General features: G+C 67.5%; 16 protein-coding genes. 10 read left to right on the forward strand and 6 right to left on the reverse strand.

Translation table 11 applies throughout. From position 1 onward, the window contains the following. The first annotated feature begins 2 nt into the window (after positions 1-2). The 8 genes from HWX39_RS09675 (at position 3) to HWX39_RS09710 (ending at position 10433) form a co-directional block, all read left to right on the forward strand. Positions 3-1040, forward strand: coding sequence for a GlxA family transcriptional regulator (locus HWX39_RS09675; RefSeq protein WP_175951768.1), 1038 nt, complete (start codon positions 3-5; stop codon positions 1038-1040). Positions 1041-2059: 1019 nt separating this feature from the next. Next, positions 2060-3292 (forward strand): aspartate aminotransferase family protein, encoded by a 1233-nt coding sequence (locus HWX39_RS09680; protein ID WP_175967355.1) that lies wholly within the window; start codon positions 2060-2062, stop codon positions 3290-3292. A 30-nt stretch (positions 3293-3322) separates the two neighbouring features. After that, positions 3323-4375 (forward strand): arginine/ornithine succinyltransferase subunit alpha, encoded by a 1053-nt coding sequence (gene aruF, locus HWX39_RS09685; protein WP_175967357.1) that lies wholly within the window; start codon positions 3323-3325, stop codon positions 4373-4375. Continuing rightward, a complete protein-coding gene (astA, locus tag HWX39_RS09690; RefSeq protein WP_175967359.1) occupies positions 4372-5403 on the forward strand; it encodes an arginine N-succinyltransferase in 1032 nt (343 codons plus the stop codon). The genes aruF and astA overlap by 4 nt, the downstream gene beginning before the upstream one ends. A gap of 7 nt (positions 5404-5410) precedes the next feature. Beyond that, on the forward strand, positions 5411-6874 hold the full coding sequence (astD, locus tag HWX39_RS09695; protein ID WP_175967362.1) for a succinylglutamate-semialdehyde dehydrogenase: 1464 nt from the start codon (positions 5411-5413) through the stop codon (positions 6872-6874). 14 nt (positions 6875-6888) lie between these two features. After that, positions 6889-8229 carry an N-succinylarginine dihydrolase gene (astB, locus tag HWX39_RS09700; RefSeq protein WP_175967364.1) on the forward strand — a complete coding sequence of 447 codons (1341 nt, stop codon included), beginning with the start codon at positions 6889-6891 and terminating at the stop codon, positions 8227-8229. After that, positions 8213-9283: a succinylglutamate desuccinylase gene (gene astE, locus HWX39_RS09705; RefSeq protein WP_175967366.1), complete on the forward strand. Its 1071-nt coding sequence runs from the start codon at positions 8213-8215 to the stop codon at positions 9281-9283. Before astB ends, astE begins: the two co-directional genes overlap by 17 nt. Positions 9284-9638: 355 nt before the next feature. Then, positions 9639-10433: an ABC transporter substrate-binding protein gene (locus tag HWX39_RS09710; RefSeq protein ID WP_175967368.1), complete on the forward strand. Its 795-nt coding sequence runs from the start codon at positions 9639-9641 to the stop codon at positions 10431-10433. 118 nt (positions 10434-10551) lie between these two features. Here the strand turns inward: HWX39_RS09710 and HWX39_RS09715 are convergent, their stop codons facing one another. Next, entirely contained in the window at positions 10552-12051 is a 1500-nt protein-coding gene (locus HWX39_RS09715; RefSeq protein WP_175967371.1) for an HDOD domain-containing protein, read from the reverse strand. A gap of 25 nt (positions 12052-12076) precedes the next feature. Continuing rightward, entirely contained in the window at positions 12077-13819 is a 1743-nt protein-coding gene (gene cdpA, locus HWX39_RS09720) for a cyclic di-GMP phosphodiesterase CdpA (RefSeq protein ID WP_208458837.1), read from the reverse strand. Positions 13820-14098: 279 nt separating this feature from the next. On the opposite strand from cdpA, the gene HWX39_RS09725 reads away from it, so the two are divergent. After that, positions 14099-14650, forward strand: a complete 552-nt coding sequence (locus HWX39_RS09725) for a peroxiredoxin (RefSeq protein WP_175951777.1) — start codon at positions 14099-14101, stop codon at positions 14648-14650. Between the two features lie 87 nt (positions 14651-14737). Here HWX39_RS09725 and HWX39_RS09730 read toward each other — a convergent pair whose 3' ends face one another. Continuing rightward, positions 14738-15367, reverse strand: coding sequence for an NAD(P)H-binding protein (locus HWX39_RS09730; protein ID WP_175967375.1), 630 nt, complete (start codon positions 15365-15367; stop codon positions 14738-14740). A 297-nt stretch (positions 15368-15664) separates the two neighbouring features. Here HWX39_RS09730 and HWX39_RS09735 point away from each other — a divergent pair, with 297 nt between their 5' ends. Then, positions 15665-17107 (forward strand): NYN domain-containing protein, encoded by a 1443-nt coding sequence (locus tag HWX39_RS09735; RefSeq protein ID WP_175967377.1) that lies wholly within the window; start codon positions 15665-15667, stop codon positions 17105-17107. A gap of 105 nt (positions 17108-17212) precedes the next feature. On the opposite strand, the gene HWX39_RS09740 is transcribed toward HWX39_RS09735, so the two are convergent. From HWX39_RS09740 to HWX39_RS09750, 3 genes are all read right to left on the reverse strand, one after another. Continuing rightward, positions 17213-17596 (reverse strand): VOC family protein, encoded by a 384-nt coding sequence (locus tag HWX39_RS09740; protein ID WP_175967379.1) that lies wholly within the window; start codon positions 17594-17596, stop codon positions 17213-17215. 106 nt (positions 17597-17702) lie between these two features. Beyond that, positions 17703-21011 (reverse strand): efflux RND transporter permease subunit, encoded by a 3309-nt coding sequence (locus tag HWX39_RS09745; protein WP_175967382.1) that lies wholly within the window; start codon positions 21009-21011, stop codon positions 17703-17705. Positions 21012-21014: 3 nt separating this feature from the next. Continuing rightward, on the reverse strand, positions 21015-24128 hold the full coding sequence (locus HWX39_RS09750) for an MdtB/MuxB family multidrug efflux RND transporter permease subunit (RefSeq protein WP_175967384.1): 3114 nt from the start codon (positions 24126-24128) through the stop codon (positions 21015-21017).

Genomic DNA, 24128 nt, shown 5'->3' on the forward strand with positions numbered 1-24128 from the left:
CCGTGGTACCGGTGTCTCGTCCCGCAGGCGCCACCCGCACGACGCAGGTGGCGATCGTTGCATTGCCGCCCGTGTCGATGTCGGGCGTGGGTCCGATCGTCGATGCGTTGAACCTCGCGAACGAGATCGACGGGCGGCTGCTGTATCGCTGGCAGGTGTGTTCGTGGGACGGGCGGCCCGTGACGCTCGCGGGCGGCGCGCAATGGCATGCCGATGCGGCGTTCAACGATGCGATCGCGTGCGACTGGCTGATCGTCGTGTCCGAGCGGTTCCAGCAGTTCGCCGATTACCGGCTGTTTCTCGCGAGTCTTGCGCGGGTCGGGCAGCGCACGCCGGTCGTGACCGGCATTCACCACGGCGTGTGGTGGCTGGCGATGGCCGGGCAGCTTTCCGGGTATCGCGTGAGCGTGAACTGGGAAACGTATCAGCAGTTCGCCGAGCAGTTCGAGCGCTCGATCGTCACGCAGCAGATCTTCGAGATCGATCGGGATCGCGCGACGTGCGCGGGTGGGCAGGCTACCGTGGATTTCATGCTGGCCATGATTGGCCGGGAACATGGGCCCGATCTCGGTGAGCGGATTGCCGATGCGCTGGGTGCGGGGACGTTGAGGAGTGGCGAGGAACGTCAGCGGATTCCTTTCGTGACCGCGCCTGGCGAGCGGCATCCGCGGTTGAACGATGCGTTGCTGCTCATGGAAGCCAATATCGAGGATCCCCTGACTACCGATGAGATCGCCGAACTCGTCGGCGTGTCGAGGCGGCAGCTCGAAAGGCTCTTTCGACAGTATCTCGGGGCGATGCCCTCGAAGTATTACCTCAATCTTCGGTTGCTCAAGGCCAGGACGCAGTTGCAGCGCACGAGCAAATCGGTCGTGCAGGTCAGTCTTGCCTGTGGGTTTTCCTCTGCTGCGCATTTTTCCAATGCCTATCGGGAGCGGTTCGGCGTGACGCCGCGCGAGGACCGGCGGGCGTGGCTCGAAAAGCAGACCGGGGGGGAGCCTCGCGGGGGCGCGTTGGTTGAGCGAGAGGGGAAGGATTGATTCGTGGTTTCGTGGTTTGCTTGCGGTTTTCGTGAAGTGCCTGTGATCGTGTCGGTCTATTAGCGTCGCCCCTGCGCGGGGCGGCGGTTACTTTTCTTTGTCTTGCCAAAGAAAAGTAACCAAAAGAAAGGCGCTGTGAAAACGCATGACTTCCCGGTGCCGTGGTCACCAGAGTGGCCCTCGCCTAAGTGTCCGCGCCAGTCAGGAAGCCGGAGTGGTTCGAGCAATGGTTCCGACACCACTCACCACCCAACCGAGCGGTATACCGCCCGCAAGCTCCGCCCTCGCTTCGCTCGGCCGACAGGTACACACCCCCTCAAGCAGCACAATCGGAATATCACCCCAAACCCGATACGTGCGCGGTCCTCGCCTCTCGCCGCAGAAAAAGAGGGACGTACTCACCAACACGGAAACACTCGCCCTCATAGCGCAGTTGAGCAGCGATAACAGGCAACCGGCCCGGTCGCACGAGTGATGTGAATGGTCAGAATATCGGACCCGGCGTGCTGCGCGGGCGGAAGCACATGAGTGCCAGCCACGCGACTGAGGCACCTTGCAGCCGAGCGAAGCGAGGATGGAGCTTGCGGGCGGTATACCGCTCCGTTGGGTGGCGAGTGGTGTCGGAACCATTGCTCGAACCACTCCGGCTTCCTGACTGGCGCGGACACTTAGGCGAGGGCCACTCTGGTGACCATGGCACCGGGAAGTCATGCGTTTTCACAGCGCCTTTCTTTTGGTTACTTTTCTTTGGCAAGACAAAGAAAAGTAACCGCCGCCCCGCGCAGGGGCGACGCTAATAGACCGATACGATCACAGGCACTTCACGAAAACCGCAAGCAAACCACCCAAAACCCCCCCAAAAAAACGAGACACGAAAACACGCCCCCCCCGCCGGGAGGGCAAAATAAAGCGACCTATCCGCTTCCGATAGAACCCGTCGCAATTCCGCAAGACGCTTGCGTCACCCTTACCTAAACTTGATCCTGTTGAACCCTCTTACGAAACCGAAAGGAACGACCATGACGACCTCGACCGTGACCCGCCAGACATTCGATGAAGTGATGGTGCCGGTATTTTCCCCCGCGCCGTTCGTGCCGGATCGCGCAGAGGGCTCCCGCGTGTGGGACACGGCCGGCCGCGAATACATCGATTTCGCGTGCGGTATCGCCGTGACGTCGCTCGGCCACGGCCACCCGGAACTGCTGAAAGTCCTGGACGAACAAGGCCGCAAGCTCTGGCACATCGGCAACGGTTACACGAACGAGCCGGTGCTACGCCTCGCAAAGCGCCTCGAATCGCTGACCTTCGCCGACCGCGCATTCTTCGCGAACTCGGGCGCGGAAGCGAACGAAGCCGCACTGAAGCTCGCTCGCCGGGTCGCATTCGATCGCCACGGCGCCGATAAAGCCGAAATCATCTCGTTCGTCCAGTCGTTCCACGGCCGCACGTTCTTCACGGTCAGCGTCGGCGGCCAGCCGAAGTACTCGGAAGGCTTCGGCCCCGTGCCGGCCGGCATCAAGCACCTCCCGTACAACGACATCGAAGCCGCGAAGGCCGCGATCGGCCCGCAAACCTGCGCGGTGATCGTCGAGCCCGTACAGGGCGAAGGCGGCGTGATCCCGGCCGATCCGGCCTTCCTGAAGGCGCTGCGCGAAGCCTGCGACGCCAACGACGCACTGCTGATTTTCGACGAAGTGCAAACGGGCGTCGGCCGCACGGGCCAGTTCTACGCTTACATGGATACCGGCGTCACGCCGGACATCCTGACGACCGCGAAGGCGCTCGGCAACGGCTTCCCGATTGGCGCGATGCTGACGACGAACGAACTGGCCGCGCACTTCAAGGTCGGCGTGCACGGCACGACGTACGGCGGCAACCCGCTCGCATCGGCAATCGCCGACAAGGTCGTCGAACTGATCGGCGACCCGGCACTGCTCGAAGGCGTGCGCGAACGCAGCGTGCGCCTGAAGGGCGCGCTCGAACGCATCAACGCGCGCTTCGGCATCTTCAAGGACGTGCGCGGCAAGGGCCTGCTCGTCGGCGCCGAACTCACCGCCGCCTTCGACGGCCGCGCGAAGGACTTCGTCACCGCGGCAGCAGAGAACGGCCTGATCATGCTGATCGCCGGCCCGAACGTGCTGCGCTTCGTCCCGTCGCTGGTGATCCCGTTCGACCTGCTCGACGAAGGCATGAAGCGCTTCGAGAAGGCAGTCGAACAAGTGCTCGCCGCCCAGGAAGCCACCGCGCGCTGATCGGCGCATCCATCGCAGACAGGAACGACGATGCTATTTGTTCGCCCCGGCAAACTCACGGATCTCGATGCGCTCGCGCACATGGCGCGCACCGCGCAGCCGGTCCTGCACTCGCTGCCGCACGACCGCGCGGCGCTCGAGGCGCGCGTGGCGCTCTCCGAGGATTCGTTTCGCGCGGACGTCGACTTCGCCGGCGAGGAGTTCTACCTCTTCGTGCTCGAGGATTCGTCGACCGGCAAGCTGCTCGGCACGGCGAGCATCGTGGCCGCGGCCGGCTACTCGGAACCGTTCTACGCATTCCGAAACGACGCGCTGATCCACGCGTCGCGCGAGCTGCACGTGAACCGCAAGATCCACGCGCTCACGATGTCGCACGAGCTGACCGGCAAGAGCCGGCTGGCGGGCTTCTACGTTGATCCGTCGCTGCGCGGCGACGCGGCCGCGCACCTGATCTCGCGTGCGCGGATGATGTACATCGCCGCGAACCGCCGCCGCTTCACGCCGGAAGTGTTCACGCTGCTGCTCGGCGTGAGCGACGGCAACGGCGCATCGCCGTTCTGGGAAGCGGTGGGCCGCAAGTTCTTCGGCCGCAACTTCACCGACGTCGACATCGCGTCGGGCGGCCGCAGCCGTACCTTCATCGCGGAAGTGATGCCGGCGTATCCGCTCTACGTGCCGCTGCTGCCGGAAGCCGCGCAGCGCGTACTCGGCGAGCCGAACGAATCGGCGCTGCTCGCGTACGACATCCATCTCGAGGAAGGCTTCGAGCCCGACCGCTTCGTCGACATCTTCGACGCGGGCCCGGTGCTGACCGCGCAGGTCGATCGCACCGCGTGCGTGAAGCACGGCGCCGAGCGCATCGTGCGCGAGGCCGCTCACCAGCAGGGCGATGTCGCATACATGGTGTCGACGGGCAGCGGCGAATCGTTCCGCTGCGTGCTGGCCGACCTGCCGGCCGATGCGGGTGACGCGCCGCTGGCCGGCGACGTGCGCGCGGCGCTCGATGTGAAGGATGGCGATGTCGTGCGCTGCGTGCCGCTGCATCGCCGCGACGATGAAGATTTGAAGGGAGACGCAGCATGATCGTCGTTCGGGTCGTACAAACGGGCGACGTCGACGCGCTCGTGTCGCTCGCGAAGGAAACCGGGCCGGGCCTGACCACGTTCAAGCCCGACCGCGACGCGCTCGCCGCGCGCATCGAGCGTACCCGCCGCACGCTCGCGGGCGAGGCCGCGCCCGGCGAAGCCGGCTACTTCTTCGTGATGGAAGAATCGAAGACGGGCGACATTGCAGGCGTGTGCGGGATCGAATCTCAGGTCGGCCTCGAACAGCCGTTCTACAACTACCGCGTGAGCACGGTCGTGCATGCGAGCCAGGAGCTCGGCGTGTGGACGCGGATGTCCGCGCTGAACATCTCGCACGACCTGACGGGCTATGCGGAAGTGTGCTCGCTGTTCCTGAGCCCGCGTTATCGCACGGGCGGCGTGGGCGGCCTGCTGTCGCGCTCGCGCTTCATGTTCATCGCGCAGTTCCGCGAGCGCTTTCCGGAGCGCATTTGCGCGGAATTGCGCGGCCATTTCGACGAAGACGGCACGTCGCCGTTCTGGCGCGCGGTCGGTTCGCACTTCTACCAGATCGATTTCAACGCGGCCGACTATCTCAGTTCGCACGGCCGCAAGTCGTTCCTCGCGGAACTGATGCCGCGCTACCCGGTGTACGTCGACCTGCTGCCGCAGGACGCGCAGGACGCGGTCGGTCTCACGCACCGCGACACGCTGCCGGCCCGCAAGATGCTCGAAGCGGAAGGGCTGCGCTACCAGAATCACGTCGACATCTTCGACGCGGGCCCGGTGCTCGAATGCCACGTCAACGACCTGCGCACGGTGCGCGAGAGCGTCGTCGTACCGGTCGCGATCGGCGTGCCGGATGCAGGCGGCGACGCACCACGGTCGCTCGTGTCGAACACGTCGCTCACCGATTTCCGCGTCGGCGTCGCGCCGGGCGTGGTCGCGAACGGCTCGTTCGTGCTGTCGGCCGACGATGCCGTCGCGCTCGACGTGAAGGCCGGCGATCCGGTGCGCGTGCTGCCGCTCAAAGTCAAACAGGGATAAACGAATCATGACGGAACTCTTCATCGACGGCGCCTGGGTCGCAGGCTCGGGCCCCGTGTTCGCTTCGCGCAACCCGGGCACCGACGAGATCGCATGGCAGGGCGCGAGCGCGTCGGCAGCCGACGTCGACCGTGCGGTCGCGAGCGCGCGCCGCGCATTCGCCGGCTGGTCGGCGCTCGACTTCGAATCGCGCTGCGCGATCGTCAAGCGATTCGCCGCGCTGCTCAACGAGCGCAAGGAAGCGATCGCGACCGCGATCGGCCGCGAGACGGGCAAGCCGCTGTGGGAAGCGCGCACCGAAGTCGCGTCGATGGCCGCGAAGGTCGGCATCTCGATCCAGGCCTACCAGGAACGCACCGGCGAGAAGCGCCAGGACATGGCCGACGGCGTCGCGGTGCTGCGTCACCGCCCGCACGGCGTCGTCGCGGTGTTCGGCCCGTACAACTTCCCCGGCCACTTGCCGAACGGCCATATCGTGCCCGCGCTGATCGCCGGCAATGCGGTCGTGTTCAAGCCGTCGGAGCTCGCACCGGGCGTCGCGCGCGCGACGGTCGAAGTGTGGAAGGACGCCGGGCTGCCGGACGGCGTGTTGAACCTCGTGCAGGGCGAGAAGGATACCGGCATCGCGCTCGCGAACCATCGGCAGATCGACGGGTTGTTCTTCACGGGCAGCTCGGACACCGGCACGCTGCTGCACAAGCAGTTCGGCGGCCGTCCGGAAATCGTGCTCGCGCTCGAGATGGGCGGCAACAACCCGCTCGTGATCGGCGAAGTCGAAGATATCGACGCGGCCGTCCATCACACGATCCAGTCGGCGTTCCTGTCGGCCGGCCAGCGCTGCACGTGCGCGCGCCGCATTTTCGTGCCGCAGGGCGCGTTCGGCGATCGCTTCCTCGCGCGCTTCGCCGACGTCACGTCGAAGATCTCGGCCGACGTGTTCGACGCCGACCCGCAGCCGTTCATGGGCGCGGTGATCTCGGCGCGTGCGGCGGCGAAGCTCGTCGACGCGCAGTCGCACCTGATCGAGCAGGGCGCGAAGCCGATCGTCGCGATGACGCAGCGCGATCCGCGCCTCGGTTTCGTGAACGCGGCGATCGTCGACGTGACGGGCGTCGCGAACCTGCCGGACGAGGAACACTTCGGCCCGCTCGCGCAGATCGTCCGCTACGCGACGTTCGACGATGCGATCGCGCGCGCGAACGACACGGCGTTCGGCCTGTCCGCCGGCCTGCTTGCCGACGACGCGAAGGCATGGGAACACTTCCGCCGCACGATCCGCGCCGGGATCGTCAACTGGAACCGGCCGACCAACGGCGCATCGTCCGCCGCACCGTTCGGCGGCACCGGCCGCTCGGGCAACCATCGCCCGAGCGCGTACTACGCGGCCGACTATTGCGCGTATCCGATGGCGTCGGTGGAAAGCACGCAACTGACCTTGCCCGCGAGCCTTTCGCCGGGCCTGCATTTCTGATCGAGGGAACGACGATGAACGCACAAGAAGCCAATTTCGACGGGCTCGTCGGCCCGACCCACAACTACGCCGGGCTGTCGTTCGGCAACGTGGCGTCGCTCAACAACGAAAAGTCGGCCGCGAACCCGAAGGCCGCGGCGAAGCAGGGGCTGCGCAAGATGAAGCAGCTCGCGGATCTCGGCTTCGCGCAAGGCGTGCTGCCGCCGCAGGAGCGGCCGTCGCTGCGCCTCTTGCGCGAGCTCGGCTTCTCGGGCAAGGACGCGGACGTGATCGCGAAGGCCGCGAAGCAGGCGCCCGAACTGCTCGCCGCGGCGAGCTCGGCGTCGGCGATGTGGACCGCGAACGCGGCCACCGTCAGCCCGTCGGCCGATACGAGCGATGGCCGCGTGCACTTCACGCCGGCGAACCTGTGCAGCAAGCTGCATCGCGCGATCGAGCACGAAGCGACGCGCCGCACGCTGTCGACGTTGTTCGCCGATCCCGCGCACTTCGCGGTGCATGAGGCGCTGACCGGCACGCCGGCGCTGGGCGACGAAGGCGCGGCGAACCACACGCGCTTCTGCGCCGAATACGGCAAGCCGGGCATCGAGTTCTTCGTGTACGGTCGCGCGGAATATCGCCGCGGCCCCGAGCCGAAGCGCTTCCCGGCACGCCAGACCTTCGAGGCGAGCCGCGCGGTCGCGCATCGCCACGGGCTCGCCGAAGAAGCGACGGTCTACGCGCAGCAGGATCCGGACGTGATCGACGCGGGCGTGTTCCACAACGACGTGATTTCGGTCGGCAACCGCGACACGCTGTTCACGCACGAGCGCGCGTTCGTCAACAAGCAGGCGATCTACGACACGCTGACCGCCGCGCTCGACGCACGCGGCGCGCGCCTGAACGTGATCGAGGTGCCGGAGGCCGCCGTGAGCGTGAACGACGCGGTGACGTCGTATCTGTTCAACAGCCAGCTGCTGTCGCGCGCGGACGGCTCGCAGGTGCTCGTCGTGCCGCAGGAGTGCCGCGAGAACGGGAACGTCGCGGCCTATCTCGACGAACTCGCGGCCGGCAACGGCCCGATTCGCGACGTGCTCGTGTTCGATCTGCGCGAAAGCATGAAGAACGGCGGCGGCCCGGCGTGCCTGCGCCTGCGCGTCGTGCTGAACGAAGCGGAACGGGCGGCCGTCACGTCGAACGTGTGGATCAACGACACGCTGTTCGCGTCGCTCGACACCTGGATCGACCGGCACTATCGCGATCGCCTCGCACCGGAAGACCTCGCCGATCCGGCGCTGCTCGACGAGTCGCGCACGGCGCTCGACGAGCTCACGCAGATCCTGCGCGTCGGTTCGCTGTATGACTTCCAGCGCTGATGCCCGTATGGCCGCCGCGCTGCTCGACGACTTCCTCGCGTTCACGCTGACCGGTGGCGCGCCGTCCGCAACGGACGGTACCTGCGCAGCCGGTGCCGTGCGCTGGCAATGGCTCGGCGACGGGCTGCTCGCGCTCGAACCGGTGGCGGCCGGGGCCGCCGGCACGGCGCGCGCGAGCGTGCTCGTGTCGGCCGGCGTGCACGGCGACGAGACGGCGCCGATCGAGCTGCTGTCGATACTCGTGCGCGATCTCGCGTCGGGGGCGCTGCCGCTCGCGTGCCGGCTGCTCGTCGTGCTCGGCAACGTGCCGGCGATGCGCGCCGGCGAACGCTATCTCGACGACGATCTGAACCGCCTGTTCAGCGGCCGTCACGCGCAGGTGCCCGCCAGCCGTGAAGCGCCGCGTGCCATGCAGCTCGAGGCCGTTGCCGCCGCGTTCTTCGCGGCCGCGCTGGCCGGCGCCGCGCGCTGGCACATCGACATGCACACGGCGATTCGCGCATCGGTGTTCGAGCAGTTCGCGCTGCTGCCGCACACGGGCATGCCGCCGACGCGCACGATGTTCGAATGGCTCGGCGACGCGCAGATCGCGGCCGTGCTGCTGCATACCGCGAAGGGCAACACGTATTCGCATTTCACGGCCGAGCACTGCGGCGCGCTCGCGTGCACGCTGGAACTCGGCAAAGTGCGCCCGTTCGGCCAGAACGACCTGACGCGCTTCGCGCCGGCCGACCGCGCGGTACGCCAGCTCGTGTCGGGTGCCGCTCGCGAGGTTGGCGCTCGGGGCGGCCATCCATCGTTGCCGCGCGTCTTCACGGTGATCGACCAGATCACGAAGCAGAGCGACGCGTTCGAGCTGTTCGTGGCGGCCGACGTCGCGAACTTCACCGCGTTTGCTCGCGGCACGGTGCTCGCGCAGGACGGCGACTACCGCTACACGGTGAAGCACGACGAGGAGCGCATCGTGTTCCCGAACCCGACGGTGAAGCCGGGCTTGCGCGCGGGCCTGCTCGTCATCGACACGACCCGCGAGACGGTCGCGGCGCTCGTCTGACGGGGACCGATTGCGCGTGGCCGCGGCGACCCGCGGCCCGCGCATCGCCCTGCAACCATTCCCTTTTTGAGATGACGCCCGCACGCCGCACCGACGGCCCGCGCGTTGCGCTTGCGTATTTGCGACATCGTCTTGCAAGTTCGACGGGCCGCCCGGCTGACGTCGGCGCCCGCAGCGCAGCATCGCGTGTCGGTGGCTGCTTTGCCATGCCGGGCCGCGCGGATTGGTACAATCGCGGCCTTGCGGCTGTTGCGCCGCATCACGGCGCGGCGGCAGCATTGCCGTGGTCATCCGACCCTGCAATGATGCATGCGCCCGTAGTTCCGGAACATTCGAGTATCGAGGAGAACACCTGATGAAGTTGGATTGGCGTAAAGTGGCCGCGCATGCGGTGGTGGCGGCATCGGCCGTGGCGGCAGGCAGCGCGATGGCAGCGGATCTGAAAGAGATCCGTTTCGGCGTCGAAGCCTCGTACGCGCCGTTCGAATACAAGACGCCCGACGGCAAGCTGACCGGCTTCGACATCGACATCGGCAACGCGGTGTGCGCGAAGCTGAAGACGAAGTGCGTGTGGGTCGAGAACGACTTCGACGGTCTGATCCCGGCGCTGCAGGCGCGCAAGTTCGACGCGATCAATTCGGACATGACGATCACCGACCAGCGCAAGCACGCGATCGCGTTCACCGATGCGATCTACACGATCCCGAACCAGCTGATCGCGAAGCAGGGCAGCGGCCTGCTGCCGACCCCGCAATCGCTGAAGGGCAAGCGCGTCGGCGTGCTGCAGGGCACGATCCAGGAAGCGTACGCGAAGAAGAAGTGGGCGCCGGTAGGCGTCGAAGTCGTGCCGTACCAGACGCAGGATCTGGCCTACGCCGACCTGAAGTCGGGCCGTCTCGACGCGACGTTCCAGGACGCGGAAGCCGGTTCGAAGGGCTTCCTGGCGAAGCCGCAAGGGCAGGGCTTCGCGTTCGCGGGCGGTACCGTGAGCGATGCCGAGATCCTCGGCTCGGGCGTCGGTTTCGGCCTGCGCAAGAACGACGCGGCGCTGAAGACCGCGCTCGATCAGGCGCTGAAGGAGCTGAAGGCCGACGGCACGATCGACAACCTCGCGAAGAAGTACTTCAGCGTGCCCGTGACGCTCAAGTAAGCGTTGCGTTCGATCGCACGATGCAAGCAAACCGGCCGCTGATGCGGCCGGTTTGCTTTGGGAGGCGAGAAACGGTGGGAAGCGGCGGGAATCGGCGCGGCAGCGGCCGGCGGCCGCGTCAGGCCGGAAAGAACCGGCCCAGTTCGCGCGCGAGCTCGTTGAGCACGCTCATCTCCTGCTGCGTGATCTTGCGTGCAGGCTGCGCGCCGGCCCAGTCGCCGTACAGCAGCGCAACGGTCGTCGTGCCGACGCGCACGGGCAGCAGCACGAACGCGCGCGAGTCGCCGAATGCGTCGAGATACCACGCGGGCAGGCGCTTGCGCATCTTCGGCTCCTGCGCCTGCTCGATGAAGATGCCGACCGAGTTCGAGATCGCGAGATGAAACACGTCCGGCTCGAAGCGCTCGTCGAAGCGCAGCCGGTCGAGCGTCGTATCGACGCCGGGGCCGAAGCCGAGGCGCGCGGCGAACATGCCGTCGTCGTGACGCACGAACATCACGGTGCGCGTGAACGCGAGGCCGGCCAGCAGGCTTTCCGATGCGAGCGCGAGCACCGGCGTCAGCACGTGCTCGGACGGCAGCGCACGCAGGTCCGCGAGGCCGGCTTCGAGGCACGCCTCGGGCGCGGCCTGTGCACGCGCGATCGCATCGGCGTTCGCGCGCAGCTCGACGATCTCGCGCATCACGGTGTCGCTCGCTTCCTCGCGCGCGAGCCGCTCGGCGATCTCGACCAGCGCGTCGGCTTCCATGTCGAGTTCCGCGCCATAGTGCTGCGCGAGCGCCGCGATGCGCGCGTCGCGCTGCGGGCTCGCGGGCATCACGAGCGCGCCCGCGACGTCGGTCGAGCAGCGGCTGATCGCGCGCAGCCAGCGCACGCGGGCGGCCGGGCCGTCATCGCTCGCATGGCCCGTAGCGTGGTCGTGATCTTCGTTGCCGAACGCGTCGGTGCGGGCCACGTGGTCGTGGTCGGCCATCCCCGCGCGGATCACGTCGGGCAACCGCCAGCGCGCGGCCGCCTCGAGCCCGATCTCGTCGAAGCCGACGCCGAGCACATCGATGCAGGCGGCCGCTTCGTCGCCGTTCAGCTCGGCCGCGCGGCGGCGGATCCGGTCCCATTCGCTGTCGAGATAGCAGACCACGAGCAGCTTGCCGACCTGGCGCATCAGCGTACAGACGACGGCTTCCTCGCCCGCGCGCAGCTCGGCGCGCTCGGTGAGCTTGCGCGCGACGCAGCCGGACAGCAGCGCGCGGTTCAGTTCGAGCTTCGCGTCGATGCGGCGCGGCGTACTGTGGTGGAAATGGTCGACGAGCTTGAGCCCGACGACCAGGTGGCCGACGGCGTCCATGCCGAGCACCATCAGTGCGCGGGTCACGGTGGTGATGTTGCCGCCGAACGCCATGTACATCGCGGAGTTCGCGAGCCGCAGCACTTTCTGCGTGAGCGCGAAGTCCGACAGCACGACGCGCACGAGCGCGGTGAAGTCGAGGTCGTCGTTCTTCATCGCGGCCATCGTCGCGCGCAGCGATTCCGACAGCAGCGGGAAATCGCCCCGTTCGTTCATCCGGGCCCACAGCTTGTCGAGCAATGCGGTGCGGGGCAAGTGTTCGGTGATTGACATACGGATCTGTCCGGTTCGCCGCGCGTCAGGCGGCGGCGTGCAGGTGCAGTTGCTGCGCCTCGAAGCGCCGCGCGAGCTCCTCGGACGGCAGCGCCTGGCAGACGAGCCAGCCCTGGATATGGTTGCAGCCCATCTCCGTCAGCAATTCGCGCTGCGCCTCGGTCTCGACGCCTTCCGCGACGAGCTCGAGATCGAGCGTCTGCGCGAGGCCGACCACCGCCGACACGATCGCGCGGTCGTTGCGCGAGGTCAGCAGGTTCTCGACGAAGCTGCGGTCGATCTTCAGCTTCGCGAGCGGGAAGCGCTGCAGATACGCGAGGCTTGAATAGCCGGTGCCGAAATCGTCGATCGCGAAGCGGATGCCGAGATCGGTCAGTTCCTCGAGCAGCCCCTTTGCCTGCGCGGGATCGTGCATCAGCAGGCTTTCGGTGATCTCGAGCACGATGCGGCGCGGGTCGATGCCCGTCAGCGCGATCGCCTCGCGCACGCTCTGCGTGAAGCGCGGGTCGCGAAACTGCTGCGGCGACACGTTGACCGCCACGTACTGCAGCGCGAGCCCCTGGCGGTCCCAGGCGACGAGCTGCATGCACGCGGCCTTGAGCACCCAGTTGCCGAGATAGTTGATCAGGCCGATCGATTCGGCGAGCGGAATGAAGGTCGCCGGCGGCACGAGGCCGTGCACCGGATGGCGCCAGCGGATCAGTGCCTCGACGCCGACCACCGCGCCCGACTGGCTGCGCGTGATCGGCTGGAAATGGAGCGAAAACTCGCCGTTGCGCACGCCGTCGTACAGGTCGGCTTCGAGCTTCAGCCGTTCGGCGTCGGCCGGATCGTCGACGGGCGCGTGGAATGCGAGCGCGTTGCCGCCCGACGCCTTCGCCTGTGCGAGCGCGTGGTCGGCGCGGCGCAGCAGCGGGCTGTGGTGCTGCGCGCGATGGGGCGCCGAGCGCTCGTCAGGGTAGAGCGCGATGCCGATGCTCGCGGACAGGTGCACGGTCTGCCCCTGGTACACGTAGGGCTCGCGCACCGCGGCCTGCAGCCGGCGTGCGAGTGCGTCCGCCGCGTTGCTCGCCTGCGTGCGGTCCGGTGCGCCGAGCACGACCGCGAACTTGTCGCTCGCGACGCGCGCGAGCTGCTCGTTCGGCGTGACGAGCGCCTTCAGCCGCTGCGCGGTCTCGCGCAGCAGCGTGTCGCCCGCGTCATAGCCGAGCGCACGGTTGATCCGCTGGTAGTCGTCGAGGTCGAGCAGCAGCAGCGCCGCACAGGTGCCGTCCCCGTCTGCGGTCTGCTGCGCGCGCATCAGCGCGGGCACGAGCGCGGACAGGTTGCCGAGCCCCGTCATCGGGTCGTGGTGCATTTCGTAAGTCAGGCGCGCCTCGAGCGCGCGCCACGACGACACGTCGAACGCCGCGATCGCGAACCCGTCGACCCCGTGATGGCGGCTCTTGAACGCACGGATCTCGACGTCCAGCGGGTAGGTGAGCGACTTGACGATGCACATCGTCGCCTTCTCGACCTGGCCGGAACGCGCGGCGCGCGCAAGCAGGCCTTCGAGCGCCGCGGTATCCTGTTCGGCGATCAGGTCGCGCAGCGTCAGCGTGTGCAGGTAGTCGCGGTGGTAGCCGATGAAGCGCAGGCTCGCGTCGGATACGTACAGAAAGCGCAGTTCGCGGTCGACATGGGCGAGGAAATCCACCGTGCCGACCGTCTGTTCCAGCCAGTCGCGCACGGAGTCGTCGCGTCGCGGCGTGCCGGCGCGCGCGGGCATCAGCGCGCCGCCCGACCAGGCGAAGCGGCGCAGCGTATGCAAGGCGCTGCGCCAGGAGCCCTTGCGTGACGTCTGTTTCCTGTTGGCTTCCATGTTTCTCGCTGACGTGAAGGGCTGGAACCGGTTGTCCGGAAGGAATAACGGCAGACTGTGCGGAATCTTTAACGGACCGGCCGCGGATGGCATGGCCGCTGGACCGGATCGGTCACGCGGGTGTTCGACAGCCGAACGCCGGCGAGGTCTACTTTGAGGCTGACTTTATAAGAAATGAGGACGCAGATGAAGCGAAAACTGTTGCTGGGCGCCGCCGTGGCGGCGCTGGTGGCCGGCCATGCGCTGGTGGCGCAGGCGGAATTGAAGCCGGGTGCCGCGGCGCCCGATTTCACGACGCAGGCGTCGCTGGGCGGCAAGACTTACACGTACTCGCTCGCGGACGCGCTGAAGCAGGGGCCGGTCGTCCTGTATTTCTACCCGGCCGCGTTCACGAAGGGCTGCACGATCGAGGCGCACGCGTTCGCGGACGCAGTGGATCGCTACAAGGCCTACGGCGCGACGGTGATCGGCGTATCGGCCGACAAGATCGACACGCTGACGAAGTTCTCGGTGAGCGAGTGCCGGAGCAAGTTCCCGGTCGCGGCCGATCCGGACGCGAAGATCATCCGGGAATACGACGCGAAGCTGCCGGCGATCGACCGGGCGAATCGCGTGTCCTACGTGATTTCGCCGGAAGGGAAGATTCTCTACGAATACACGAGCATGTCGCCCGACAAGCACGTCGAGAACACGCTCGCCGCCGTGAAGGCGTGGGCCGACGCGCATCCGAAGCAGTAAGCGGGCGCCCCGCGCGCCCCGGCGGCCCGTCGTGCGGGCCGCCGGTACGGATCGACGCGCCGCCGCGCGGCGGCGCGGGCGAGACCGCTAGGCGCGCAATGCCTGCTCGATCGGCACGCTGCCGCCGACGAAGCCGACGATCTTGCGCGAGATGCCGAGCTTGATCGCCTCGATCGCGGCCCAGGCCACATCCTGGCGCGACACGGGCGGGGCGCCTTCGAACCACGCGTCGGTCAGCGCGATCTTGCCGACGCCGGGGCCGTCCGCGAGCGGGCCGGGGCGCAGGATCACGTAGTCGACGCCCGACGCGATCACGCGCTCGTCGCCTTCGCGCTTCATCTGCGAATAGTGGCGCAGCGCGTCCGGGCCGAGTTCGGGCCGGTACGCGGACAGCGAGCTGATCACGACGAGCTTCTGCGCGTTGTAAGCCAGCGCGTATTCGGCCGCGCGGGCGACCGCATCGCGGTCGACCTGCTCCTCTTCGGCCGCGCCTTCCGATTCGGCCGAACCGGCCGCGTAGATCACGTGCGAGATGCCCTGGAATGCGTGCGAGAAATCGTTCGTCAGATCGGCCTCGACTACCCGCGCGCCCGCCAGCGCATAGCCGTGCCGGCGCACGAGCGCCGTGACCTCGAACTCCGGCTGCTTGAGCAGCAGATCCGCGCAGGCCTGGCCCGTTCTACCGGTCGCGCCAATCAGCAGTACCTTCGTCGTCATGAAACCGCTCCTTGCTCGATGCGTCATCCTTCCAGATAGGGACGGACGACCGATAACTCAAGTGTAATGTCGATTCGCCGCCGCGGCGGGTGTGTATTAAGGGGCGTACCGCCCGCGCGTGCTCGCCGCGGCTGCCCGGCGCGGGCATGCGATCCGCCGCGGCGCGACCGGCACCGGCATTCCGGCCGCCATTCGTTCACGCCGATGCGGGAATGACGCGCCGACCGGCTATCATGTGCGCGATGCATTTTTCGCCGATACGTCATACAACGCGTCGGCCCACCGGTTGGAGTACACATGGCATTACCCCTGGACAACGTCAGCATGGCCGTGTTCTGCGACTTCGAGAACGTCGCGCTCGGCGTGCGCGACGCGAAGTACGAGAAATTCGACATCCAGCCCGTGCTGGAGCGCTTGCTGCTGAAGGGCAGCATCGTCGTGAAGAAGGCCTATTGCGACTGGGATCGCTACAAGGGCTTCAAGGCATCGATGCACGAGGCGAGCTTCGAGCTGATCGAGATTCCGCACGTGCGCCAGTCGGGCAAGAATTCGGCCGACATCCGGCTCGTCGTGGACGCGCTCGACCTCTGCTACACCAAGTCGCACGTCGATACGTTCGTGATCATCAGCGGCGATTCGGATTTCTCGCCGCTCGTGTCGAAGCTGCGCGAGAACGCGAAGAAAGTGATCGGGGTCGGCGTGAAGAATTCGACGTCGGACCTGCTGGTCGCGAACTGCGACGAATTCATCTTCTACGACGATCTGGTGCGCGAGCAGCAGCGCGCGCTCGCGAAGCGCGAACAGCAGCGCACGGGCAACAGCGGCGTGAAGCGGCCCGACGAGCCGTCGCGCAAGCACGAGATGGACGCGCGCAAGGCCCAGGCGATCGCGCTGGCGGTCGAGACGTTCGACGCGCTCGCGTCGGAGCGCGACGACGTCGGCAAGATCTGGGCGTCGGTGCTCAAGAGCGCGATCAAGCGCCGCAAGCCGGATTTCAACGAGTCGTACTACGGGTTCCGCGCGTTCGGTAACCTGCTCGAAGAAGCGCAGGCGCGCGGCCTGCTCGAAGTGGGGCGCGACGACAAGTCGGGCGCGTTCGTGTCGCGGGCCCGCCAGCAGGCGGCCGCGGAGCACGCGGCGCCGGCCGGTGACGGCGGCGCCCCGAACCATGGCGCACACCAAGGCACGCACCACGGGTCGCGCGCGGCGGAGCCGGCGCGGCCCGGGCGCGAGCCGCGGCGTCGCGAGCAGCGGGCGGAGGCGGTCGTGCATGAACCCGCGCAGGTCGACGCGGAAGAGGCGGCGACGACCGAAGCGGTCGAAGCGCTGGAAGTGGCCGAGGTGCACGGCGACGCGAAGGATGGCCGCAAGCGTGCACGCAAGAGCACGGCGAAGAAGACCGCCGCGAAGAAGGGCGCTGCCGCGAAGCGCGCCGGCCGCCAGGCGGCCGGGAAGCCGGACGACGCCGGGCATGGCGCGGCGAAGCACGAAGGCGACAAGCACGAAGGCGACAAACACGCGCATGGCAAGCAGGCGGACGAGACGCATCGTGACGCGGAGCAGCGCGACGAGTGGCACGTTGCGGTGACGCACGCCGAGCCGGTGGTCGGCGATCCCGGCGGCGAGGTCGCTGCCGCGCCGGCCGAGGCGCCCGCCGAAGCCAAATCGAAGAAACCCGCCCGCAAGGCGGCGGCGCCGCGCGCGCGGCGCCCGCGCAAGACGGCGGCAGCGGCCGAGTAATGGTCGAGTAATGGCCGCCGGCCTCGGGTGTCGTCCGCAACAGGTCGACGCCCGGGCAAGGCCGGCCCCCCATAGCGGCCGGCGCAATGCCGGCCCGCAGCCGCACTAGCCGTTCAGCACATAAGGCTGCGTCATCACTTCGAGGAAGTGGCCGTCCGGATCGTCGAAGTACACGCCGCGGCCGCCGTTGTGGCGGTAGATGTCATCGGGTTGCCGCTTCGCCGGATCGGCCCAGTGCGGCAGCCCGCGCTCGCGAATCCGCGCGAGCACGCGATCGAAGCCTGCTTCGTCGAGCAGGAACGCGTAATGCTGCGACGCGATCTCTCCCGACCGTTCATAAAAATCGAGCGACACGCCGTTGCCGAGCGGGACGACCAGCATCGCGCCGAACGGCGTCGGCGGCGGCAATTCCAGAAGCTCGGTGAGGAAGCGGCTCGACGCGCGTTTGTCGCGGCACCAGACGATCGTATGGTTGAGCTGGACGTTCATGGTGTGTCCCCGTGCAGGGCCCCGCGGTGGGCATGGACTCACGATAGCCGATCGTCGCAGCGGTTCAAGCGCGAAAAAACGGCCGCACAACGGGCGGCCGCTTTCATCACTCCCCGGCGACCGCCGGCCCGCCCGGATTCGCGCGGCGGTTGCGCCGCTTCTCGGCCCACACGCGCAGCCGGTCCATGTACAGGTAGACGACCGGCGTCGTATAGAGCGTCAGCACCTGCGACACGATCAGGCCGCCGGCGATCGCGATCCCGAGCGGCGCACGCAGCTCGGCGCCGTCGCCGTTGCCGAACGCGAGCGGCAGCGCACCGAGCAGCGCGGCCATCGTCGTCATCATGATCGGGCGGAAGCGCAGCAGGCACGCCTCGTGGATCGCGTCGAACGACGACTTCCGGTGGTTGCGCGTCTGGTCGATCGCGAAGTCGACCATCATGATCGCGTTCTTCTTCACGATACCGATCAGCAGGATCACGCCGATCAGCGCGATGATGCTGAACTCGGTCTTGAACAGCAGCAGCGCGAGCAGTGCGCCGACGCCGGCCGACGGCAGCGTCGACAGGATCGTGATCGGGTGGATGTAGCTCTCGTACAGGATCCCGAGCACGATATAGACGGCCAGCAGCGCGGCGAGGATCAGGATCGGCTGGTCGTTCGTCGACTGCTGGAACGCCTGCGCGGTGCCCTGGAAGCTGCCGACGATGGTCGGCGGGACGCCGACCTGCGCCATCGTCTGGTAGATCACCTGGGTCGCCTGCGACAGCGACACGCCGGGCGGCAGGTTGAACGAGATCGTCGTCGCGACGAACAGCCCCTGGTGGTTGACCGACAGCGGCGTCGTGCTCGGCCCGAACGTCGCGATCGCCGACAGCGGAATCATCGTCGACTTCGACGTCGACACCGACGCACCCGACGACGCGCTCGACTTGCCGCTCGCCGCGATCGAGTTGAGCGCCAGGTTGCGCGCGGAATCGGACGCGATCGCCGCGGCACTCTGCGTGCCCGTGCCGGCGCTCGACGTGCCGGCGGACGTCGCGACGTAGGTGCCGGCCGCCGCGTTGGTGGTCTGCGAACCGTTCGCGCTGCCGCCCGACGTGCTGATCCACACCTGGTTCAGCATCTCGGGGCTCTGCCAGTACTTCGGCGCGACTTCCATCACGACGTGGTACTGGTTCAGCGGGTTGTAGATCGTCGAGACCTGGCGCTGGCCGAACGCGTCGTACAGCGTGTTGTCGATCTGCGCGGGCTTGATGCCGAACCGCGCGGCCGTCGCGCGGTCGATCGTCACCATCGCCTCGAGGCCGCCTTGCTGCTGGTCCGAGTTCACGTCGGTCAGCTCGGGGCGTTTCTGCAGCGCCTCGGTCAGGATCGGCCCCCACTTGTACAGGTCGGCGCTCGAATCGCCGAGCAGCGTGAACTGGTACTGCGCGTTGCTCTGCCGGCCGCCGACGCGGATGTCCTGCGCGGCCTGCAGGAACGTGCGCGCACCCGCGACGTCCGCCAGCGGCGGGCGCAACTGCTGGATCACCTGGTCGGCCGACAGCTTGCGCTCGGTGCGGTCCTTCAGCGTGACGAACATGAAGCCGGAGTTGGTCTGCGTGCCGCCGGTGAAGCCCGCGACGCTCTTCACGTTCGGGTTCGCCTGCACGATCCGCATCATCTCGGAGAACTTCAGCTTCATCGCCTGGAACGACGTCGACTGGTCGGCCTGGATGCCGCCGATCATCAGCCCGGTGTCCTGCTGCGGGAAGAAGCCCTTCGGCACGACGATGTACAGGTAGACGTTCAGCCCGATCGTCGCGAACAGGGTCAGCAGGATCAGCAGCGGCCGGCGCAGCGCCCACGACAACGAGCGTTCGTAGCCGCGCTGCATGCGGCTGAAACAACGTTCCAGGAAGCGCCCGAAGCGGCCTTCGCTTTGCGGGTCGTGCGACTCGGGCAGCAGACGCGCGCACATCATCGGCGTGACCGTGAGCGACACCGCGAGCGACACGGCGATCGCGAGCGACAGCGTCAGTGCGAATTCGCGGAACAGCCGCCCGACGATGCCGCCCATCAGCAGGATCGGGAGGAACACCGCGACGAGCGAGATGCTCATCGACAGCACCGTGAAGCCGACCTCGCGCGCGCCGTCGAACGCGGCCTGCATGCGCGACTTGCCGTTCTCGATGTGCCGCGAGATGTTCTCGAGCACGACGATCGCATCGTCGACGACGAAGCCGGTCGCGACGATCAGCGCCATCAGCGACAGGTTGTCGATCGAGAAGCCGAGCAGGTACATCGCGCCGAACGTGCCGATGATCGAGATCGGTACCGCGACGCTCGGGATCAGCGTCGCGCGCCAGTTGCGCAGGAACAGGAACACGACCATCACGACGAGGCTGACCGCGATCAGCAGCGTGTGCTCGGTGTCCTTCAGCGACGCGCGAATGGTGGTCGAACGGTCGAGCACGGGCGTGACCGTGATGTCGGCCGGCAGCGACGCGGTGAGCTGCGGCAGCGCCGCGCGCACGCGGTCGATCGTGTCGATGATGTTCGCGCCGGGCGAGCGGTAGAGGATCACGAGCACCGCGCGCTTGCCGTTCGACAGCCCGAGGTTGCGCAGGTCCTCGACGGAATCGACGACGTCGGACAGGTCGGACAGCCGCACGGCCGCGCCGTTGCGGTACGCGACGACGAGGTCGCGGTATTGCGACGCGCTGGAGGCCTGGTCGTTCGTATAGAGCTGGTAGCGCTGCGGGCCGAATTCGATCGCGCCCTTCGGCGCGTTGGCGTTCGCGGACGCGAGCGCGGCGCGCACGTCCTCGAGGCCGATCCCGTAATGGAACAGCGCCTGCGGTTCGAGCTCGACGCGCACGGCCGGGTTCGCGGAACCGCTCACCGAGACCTGGCCGATCCCGTCGATCTGCGACAGCGACTGCTGCAGCACCGTCGACGCGGCGTCGTACAGCTTCGCGGGCGACGAGGTCTCCGACGTCAGCGACACGATCATGATCGGCGAGTCGGCCGGGTTGACCTTGCGGTAGGTCGGGTTGCTCTTCAGCGCGGCGGGCAGGTCGGCGCGCGCCGCGTTGATCGCGGCCTGCACGTCGCGAGCGGCGCCGTCGATGTCGCGGTTCAGGCCGAACTGCAGGATGATCCGCGCATTGCCGACCGTGCTCGTCGACGTCATTTCGGACACGTCGGCGATCGAGCCGAGATGCCGTTCGAGCGGGCTCGTCACGCTGGTCGCGACGGTCTCGGGGCTTGCGCCCGGCAGCGACGCCTGCACCGAGATGGTCGGGAAGTCGACCTGCGGCAGCGGCGACACCGGCAGCTTGATGAACGCGAACAGGCCCGCGAGCGCGACGCCGATCGCGAGCAGCGTCGTCGCGACAGGGCGGGTGATGAAGGGACGCGACAGGTTCATCGCTTACGCATCCGTGCGCGTGTCGGCACCGGGGCCGTGGCGTTCGAACCAGCCGCGCACGCGGCGCGCGAGCGAGTCGAAGCCGAGATAGATCACGGGCGTCGTGAACAGCGTCAGTACCTGCGACACGATCAGGCCGCCGGCGATCGCGATCCCGAGCGGTTGGCGCAGCTCGGAGCCCGCGCCGGAGCCGACGATCAGCGGCACCGCGCCGAGCAGCGCGGCGAGCGTCGTCATCAGGATCGGCCGGAAGCGCAGCAGGCACGCCTGGTAAATCGCCTCGCGCGGCGGCTTGCCTTCGACGCGCTCGGCCTCGAGCGCGAAGTCGATCATCATGATCGCGTTCTTCTTCACGATGCCGATCAGCAGCACGATGCCGATGATCCCGATGATGTCGAGATCGTGCCCGGTGATCATCAGCGCGAGCAGCGCGCCGACACCGGCCGACGGCAGCGTCGACAGGATCGTGATCGGGTGGATGTAGCTCTCGTACAGCACGCCCAGCACGATGTACATCGTGACGACGGCAGCGAGAATCAGGAACAGCTGGTTCGACAGCGATGCCTGGAACGCGAGCGCCGCGCCCTGGAAGCGCGTCTGGAACGACGCGGGCAGGTTGATGTCCTTCTCGGCCGCGTCGATCGCCTTGACGGCTTCGCCGAGCGACGCGCCGGCCGCGAGGTTGAACGAGATCGTCGTCGACGGGAACTGCGACAGGTGCGCGACCAGCAGCGGCGACGGCCGCTCGTGGAACGACGCGATCGACGACAGCGGCACCTGGCCGCCGCCCGCCGACGGCAGGTAGATGTCGTTCAGCGATTGCGCGTAGTGCTGCTCCTTCGGCTCGGACTCGAGAATCACGCGGTACTGGTTCGACTGCGTGAAGATCGTCGATACGATGCGCTGGCCGAACGCGTCGTACAGCGCGTTGTCGACGGTCGCCGGCGTGATGCCGAAGCGCGCGGCGCTTGCGCGGTCGATCTCGATGTAGACGGACTGGCCGCTGCTCTGCAGGTCGGTCGCGACGTCGGCGAGCGACGGCTCCTGCTGCAGCCGCGCGACGAGCTTCGGCACCCAGGTCGCGAATTCTTCCGCGTTCGGGCTCGTCAGCATGAACTGGTACTGCGTCGGGCTGACGGTCGAGTCGATCGTCAGGTCCTGCACCGACTGCATGAACAGCGAGATGCCGGTGATGTTGGCGACGCGGTGCTGCAGGTCGCGGATGATCTGCGCAGCCGTCTCGGAGCGGTCGTCGCGCGCCTTCAGGTTGATCAGCATCCGGCCGCTGTTCAGCGTGATGTTGCTGCCGTCGACGCCGATGAACGACGTCAGGCTGTCGACATTCGGATCCTTCAGGATCTCGGCCGCGAGCGCCTGCTGGCGTTCGGCCATCGCGCCGTACGAGATCGACTGCGGGGCCTGCGTGATCGCCTGGATCACGCCCGTATCCTGCGCGGGGAAGAAGCCCTTCGGCACGTAGACGTACAGCAGCCCGGTCAGCACGAGCGTCAGCACCGCGACGACGAGCGTCGAGCCCTGGCGGTTCAGCACCCATTCGAGCGCGACTCCGTAGCGCGCGATCACCCAGTCGATCGCCCGGTGCACGCGCGCCTCGAAGCGATGGCTCTCGGGCGGCGGCGAATGGCGCAGCAGCTTCGCGCACATCATCGGCACGAGCGTGAGCGACACGATCGCCGAGATCACGATCGTCACCGCGAGCGTGATCGCGAATTCGTGGAAGAGGCGCCCGACCACGTCGCCCATGAACAGCAGCGGGATCAGCACCGCGATCAACGACACCGTCAGCGAGATGATCGTGAAGCCGATCTGCTTCGAGCCCTTCAGCGCGGCCTCGAGCCCTGTTTCGCCTTCCTCGACGTAGCGCGCGATGTTCTCGATCATCACGATCGCATCGTCGACCACGAAGCCGGTCGCGATGGTGAGCGCCATCAACGACAGGTTGTTCAGCGAGAAGCCGGCCATGTACATCACCGCGAGCGTGCCGATCAGCGACAGCGGCACCGACAGGCTCGGGATGATCGTCGCGTAGATGTTCGCGAGGAACAGGTACATCACGATCACGACCAGCGCGACCGCGAGCAGCAGCTCGAACTGCACGTCGCGCACGGCGGCGCGGATCATCGTCGTGCGGTCGGTGACGATCTGCACGTCGAGCGCGGCCGGCAGCGTTTCCTGCAGCTTCGGCAGCTGCGCCTTGATCGCGTCGACCGTCTGGATCACGTTCGCGCCCGGCTGGCGCTGCACGTTCAGGATGATCGCGGGCTCCTTGTTCACCCACGCGCCGAGCTTGGTGTTTTCCGAACCGGCGACGACCGTCGCGACGTCGGTGAGCATCACCGGGCGGCCGTTCTTGTACGCGACGACCGCGCTGTTGTACTGGTCGGCGCTCGTGAGCTGGTCGTTCGCGTTGATCGTGTACGCACGCGTCGGACCGTCGAAGTTGCCCTTCGGCGTGTTGACGTTCAGGTTCGAGATCGTCGTGCGCAGGTCGTCGAGGTTCATCCCGTATTGCGCGAGTGCGGTCGGGTTCGCCTGGATGCGCACGGCCGGCCGGTTGCCGCCCGACAGGCTGACGAGGCCGACGCCCGCGATCTGCGAAATCTTCATCGCGAGGCGTGTGTCGGCGAGATCCTGCACCTGCGTGAGCGGCAGCGTCTTCGATGTGACGGCGAGCGTGATCACCGGCGCGTCGGCCGGGTTGACCTTCGCGTAGATCGGCGGGGCAGGGAGGTCGGACGGCAGCAGGTTGCCGGCCGCGTTGATCGCGGCCTGCACTTCCTGTTCGGCGATGTCGAGCGGCAGGTCGAGCGAGAACTGCAGCGTGATCACGGACGAGCCGGCCGAGCTTTGCGACGACATCTGGTTCAGCGACGGCATCTGGCCGAACTGCCGTTCGAGCGGGGCGGTGACCGACGAGGTCATCACCTCCGGGCTCGCGCCCGGGTAGAAGGTCTGGACCTGGATCGTCGGATAGTCGACTTCCGGCAGCGCGGCGAGCGGCAGGAAGCGCAGCGCGACAAGACCGGCCAGCATGATCGCCGCCATCAGGAGGGCGGTGCCGACCGGCCGGAGAATGAAGATGCGGGATGGATTCAT

This window comes from Burkholderia sp. BCC0322 (assembly GCF_902833045.1).
Lineage (GTDB): Bacteria > Pseudomonadota > Gammaproteobacteria > Burkholderiales > Burkholderiaceae > Burkholderia.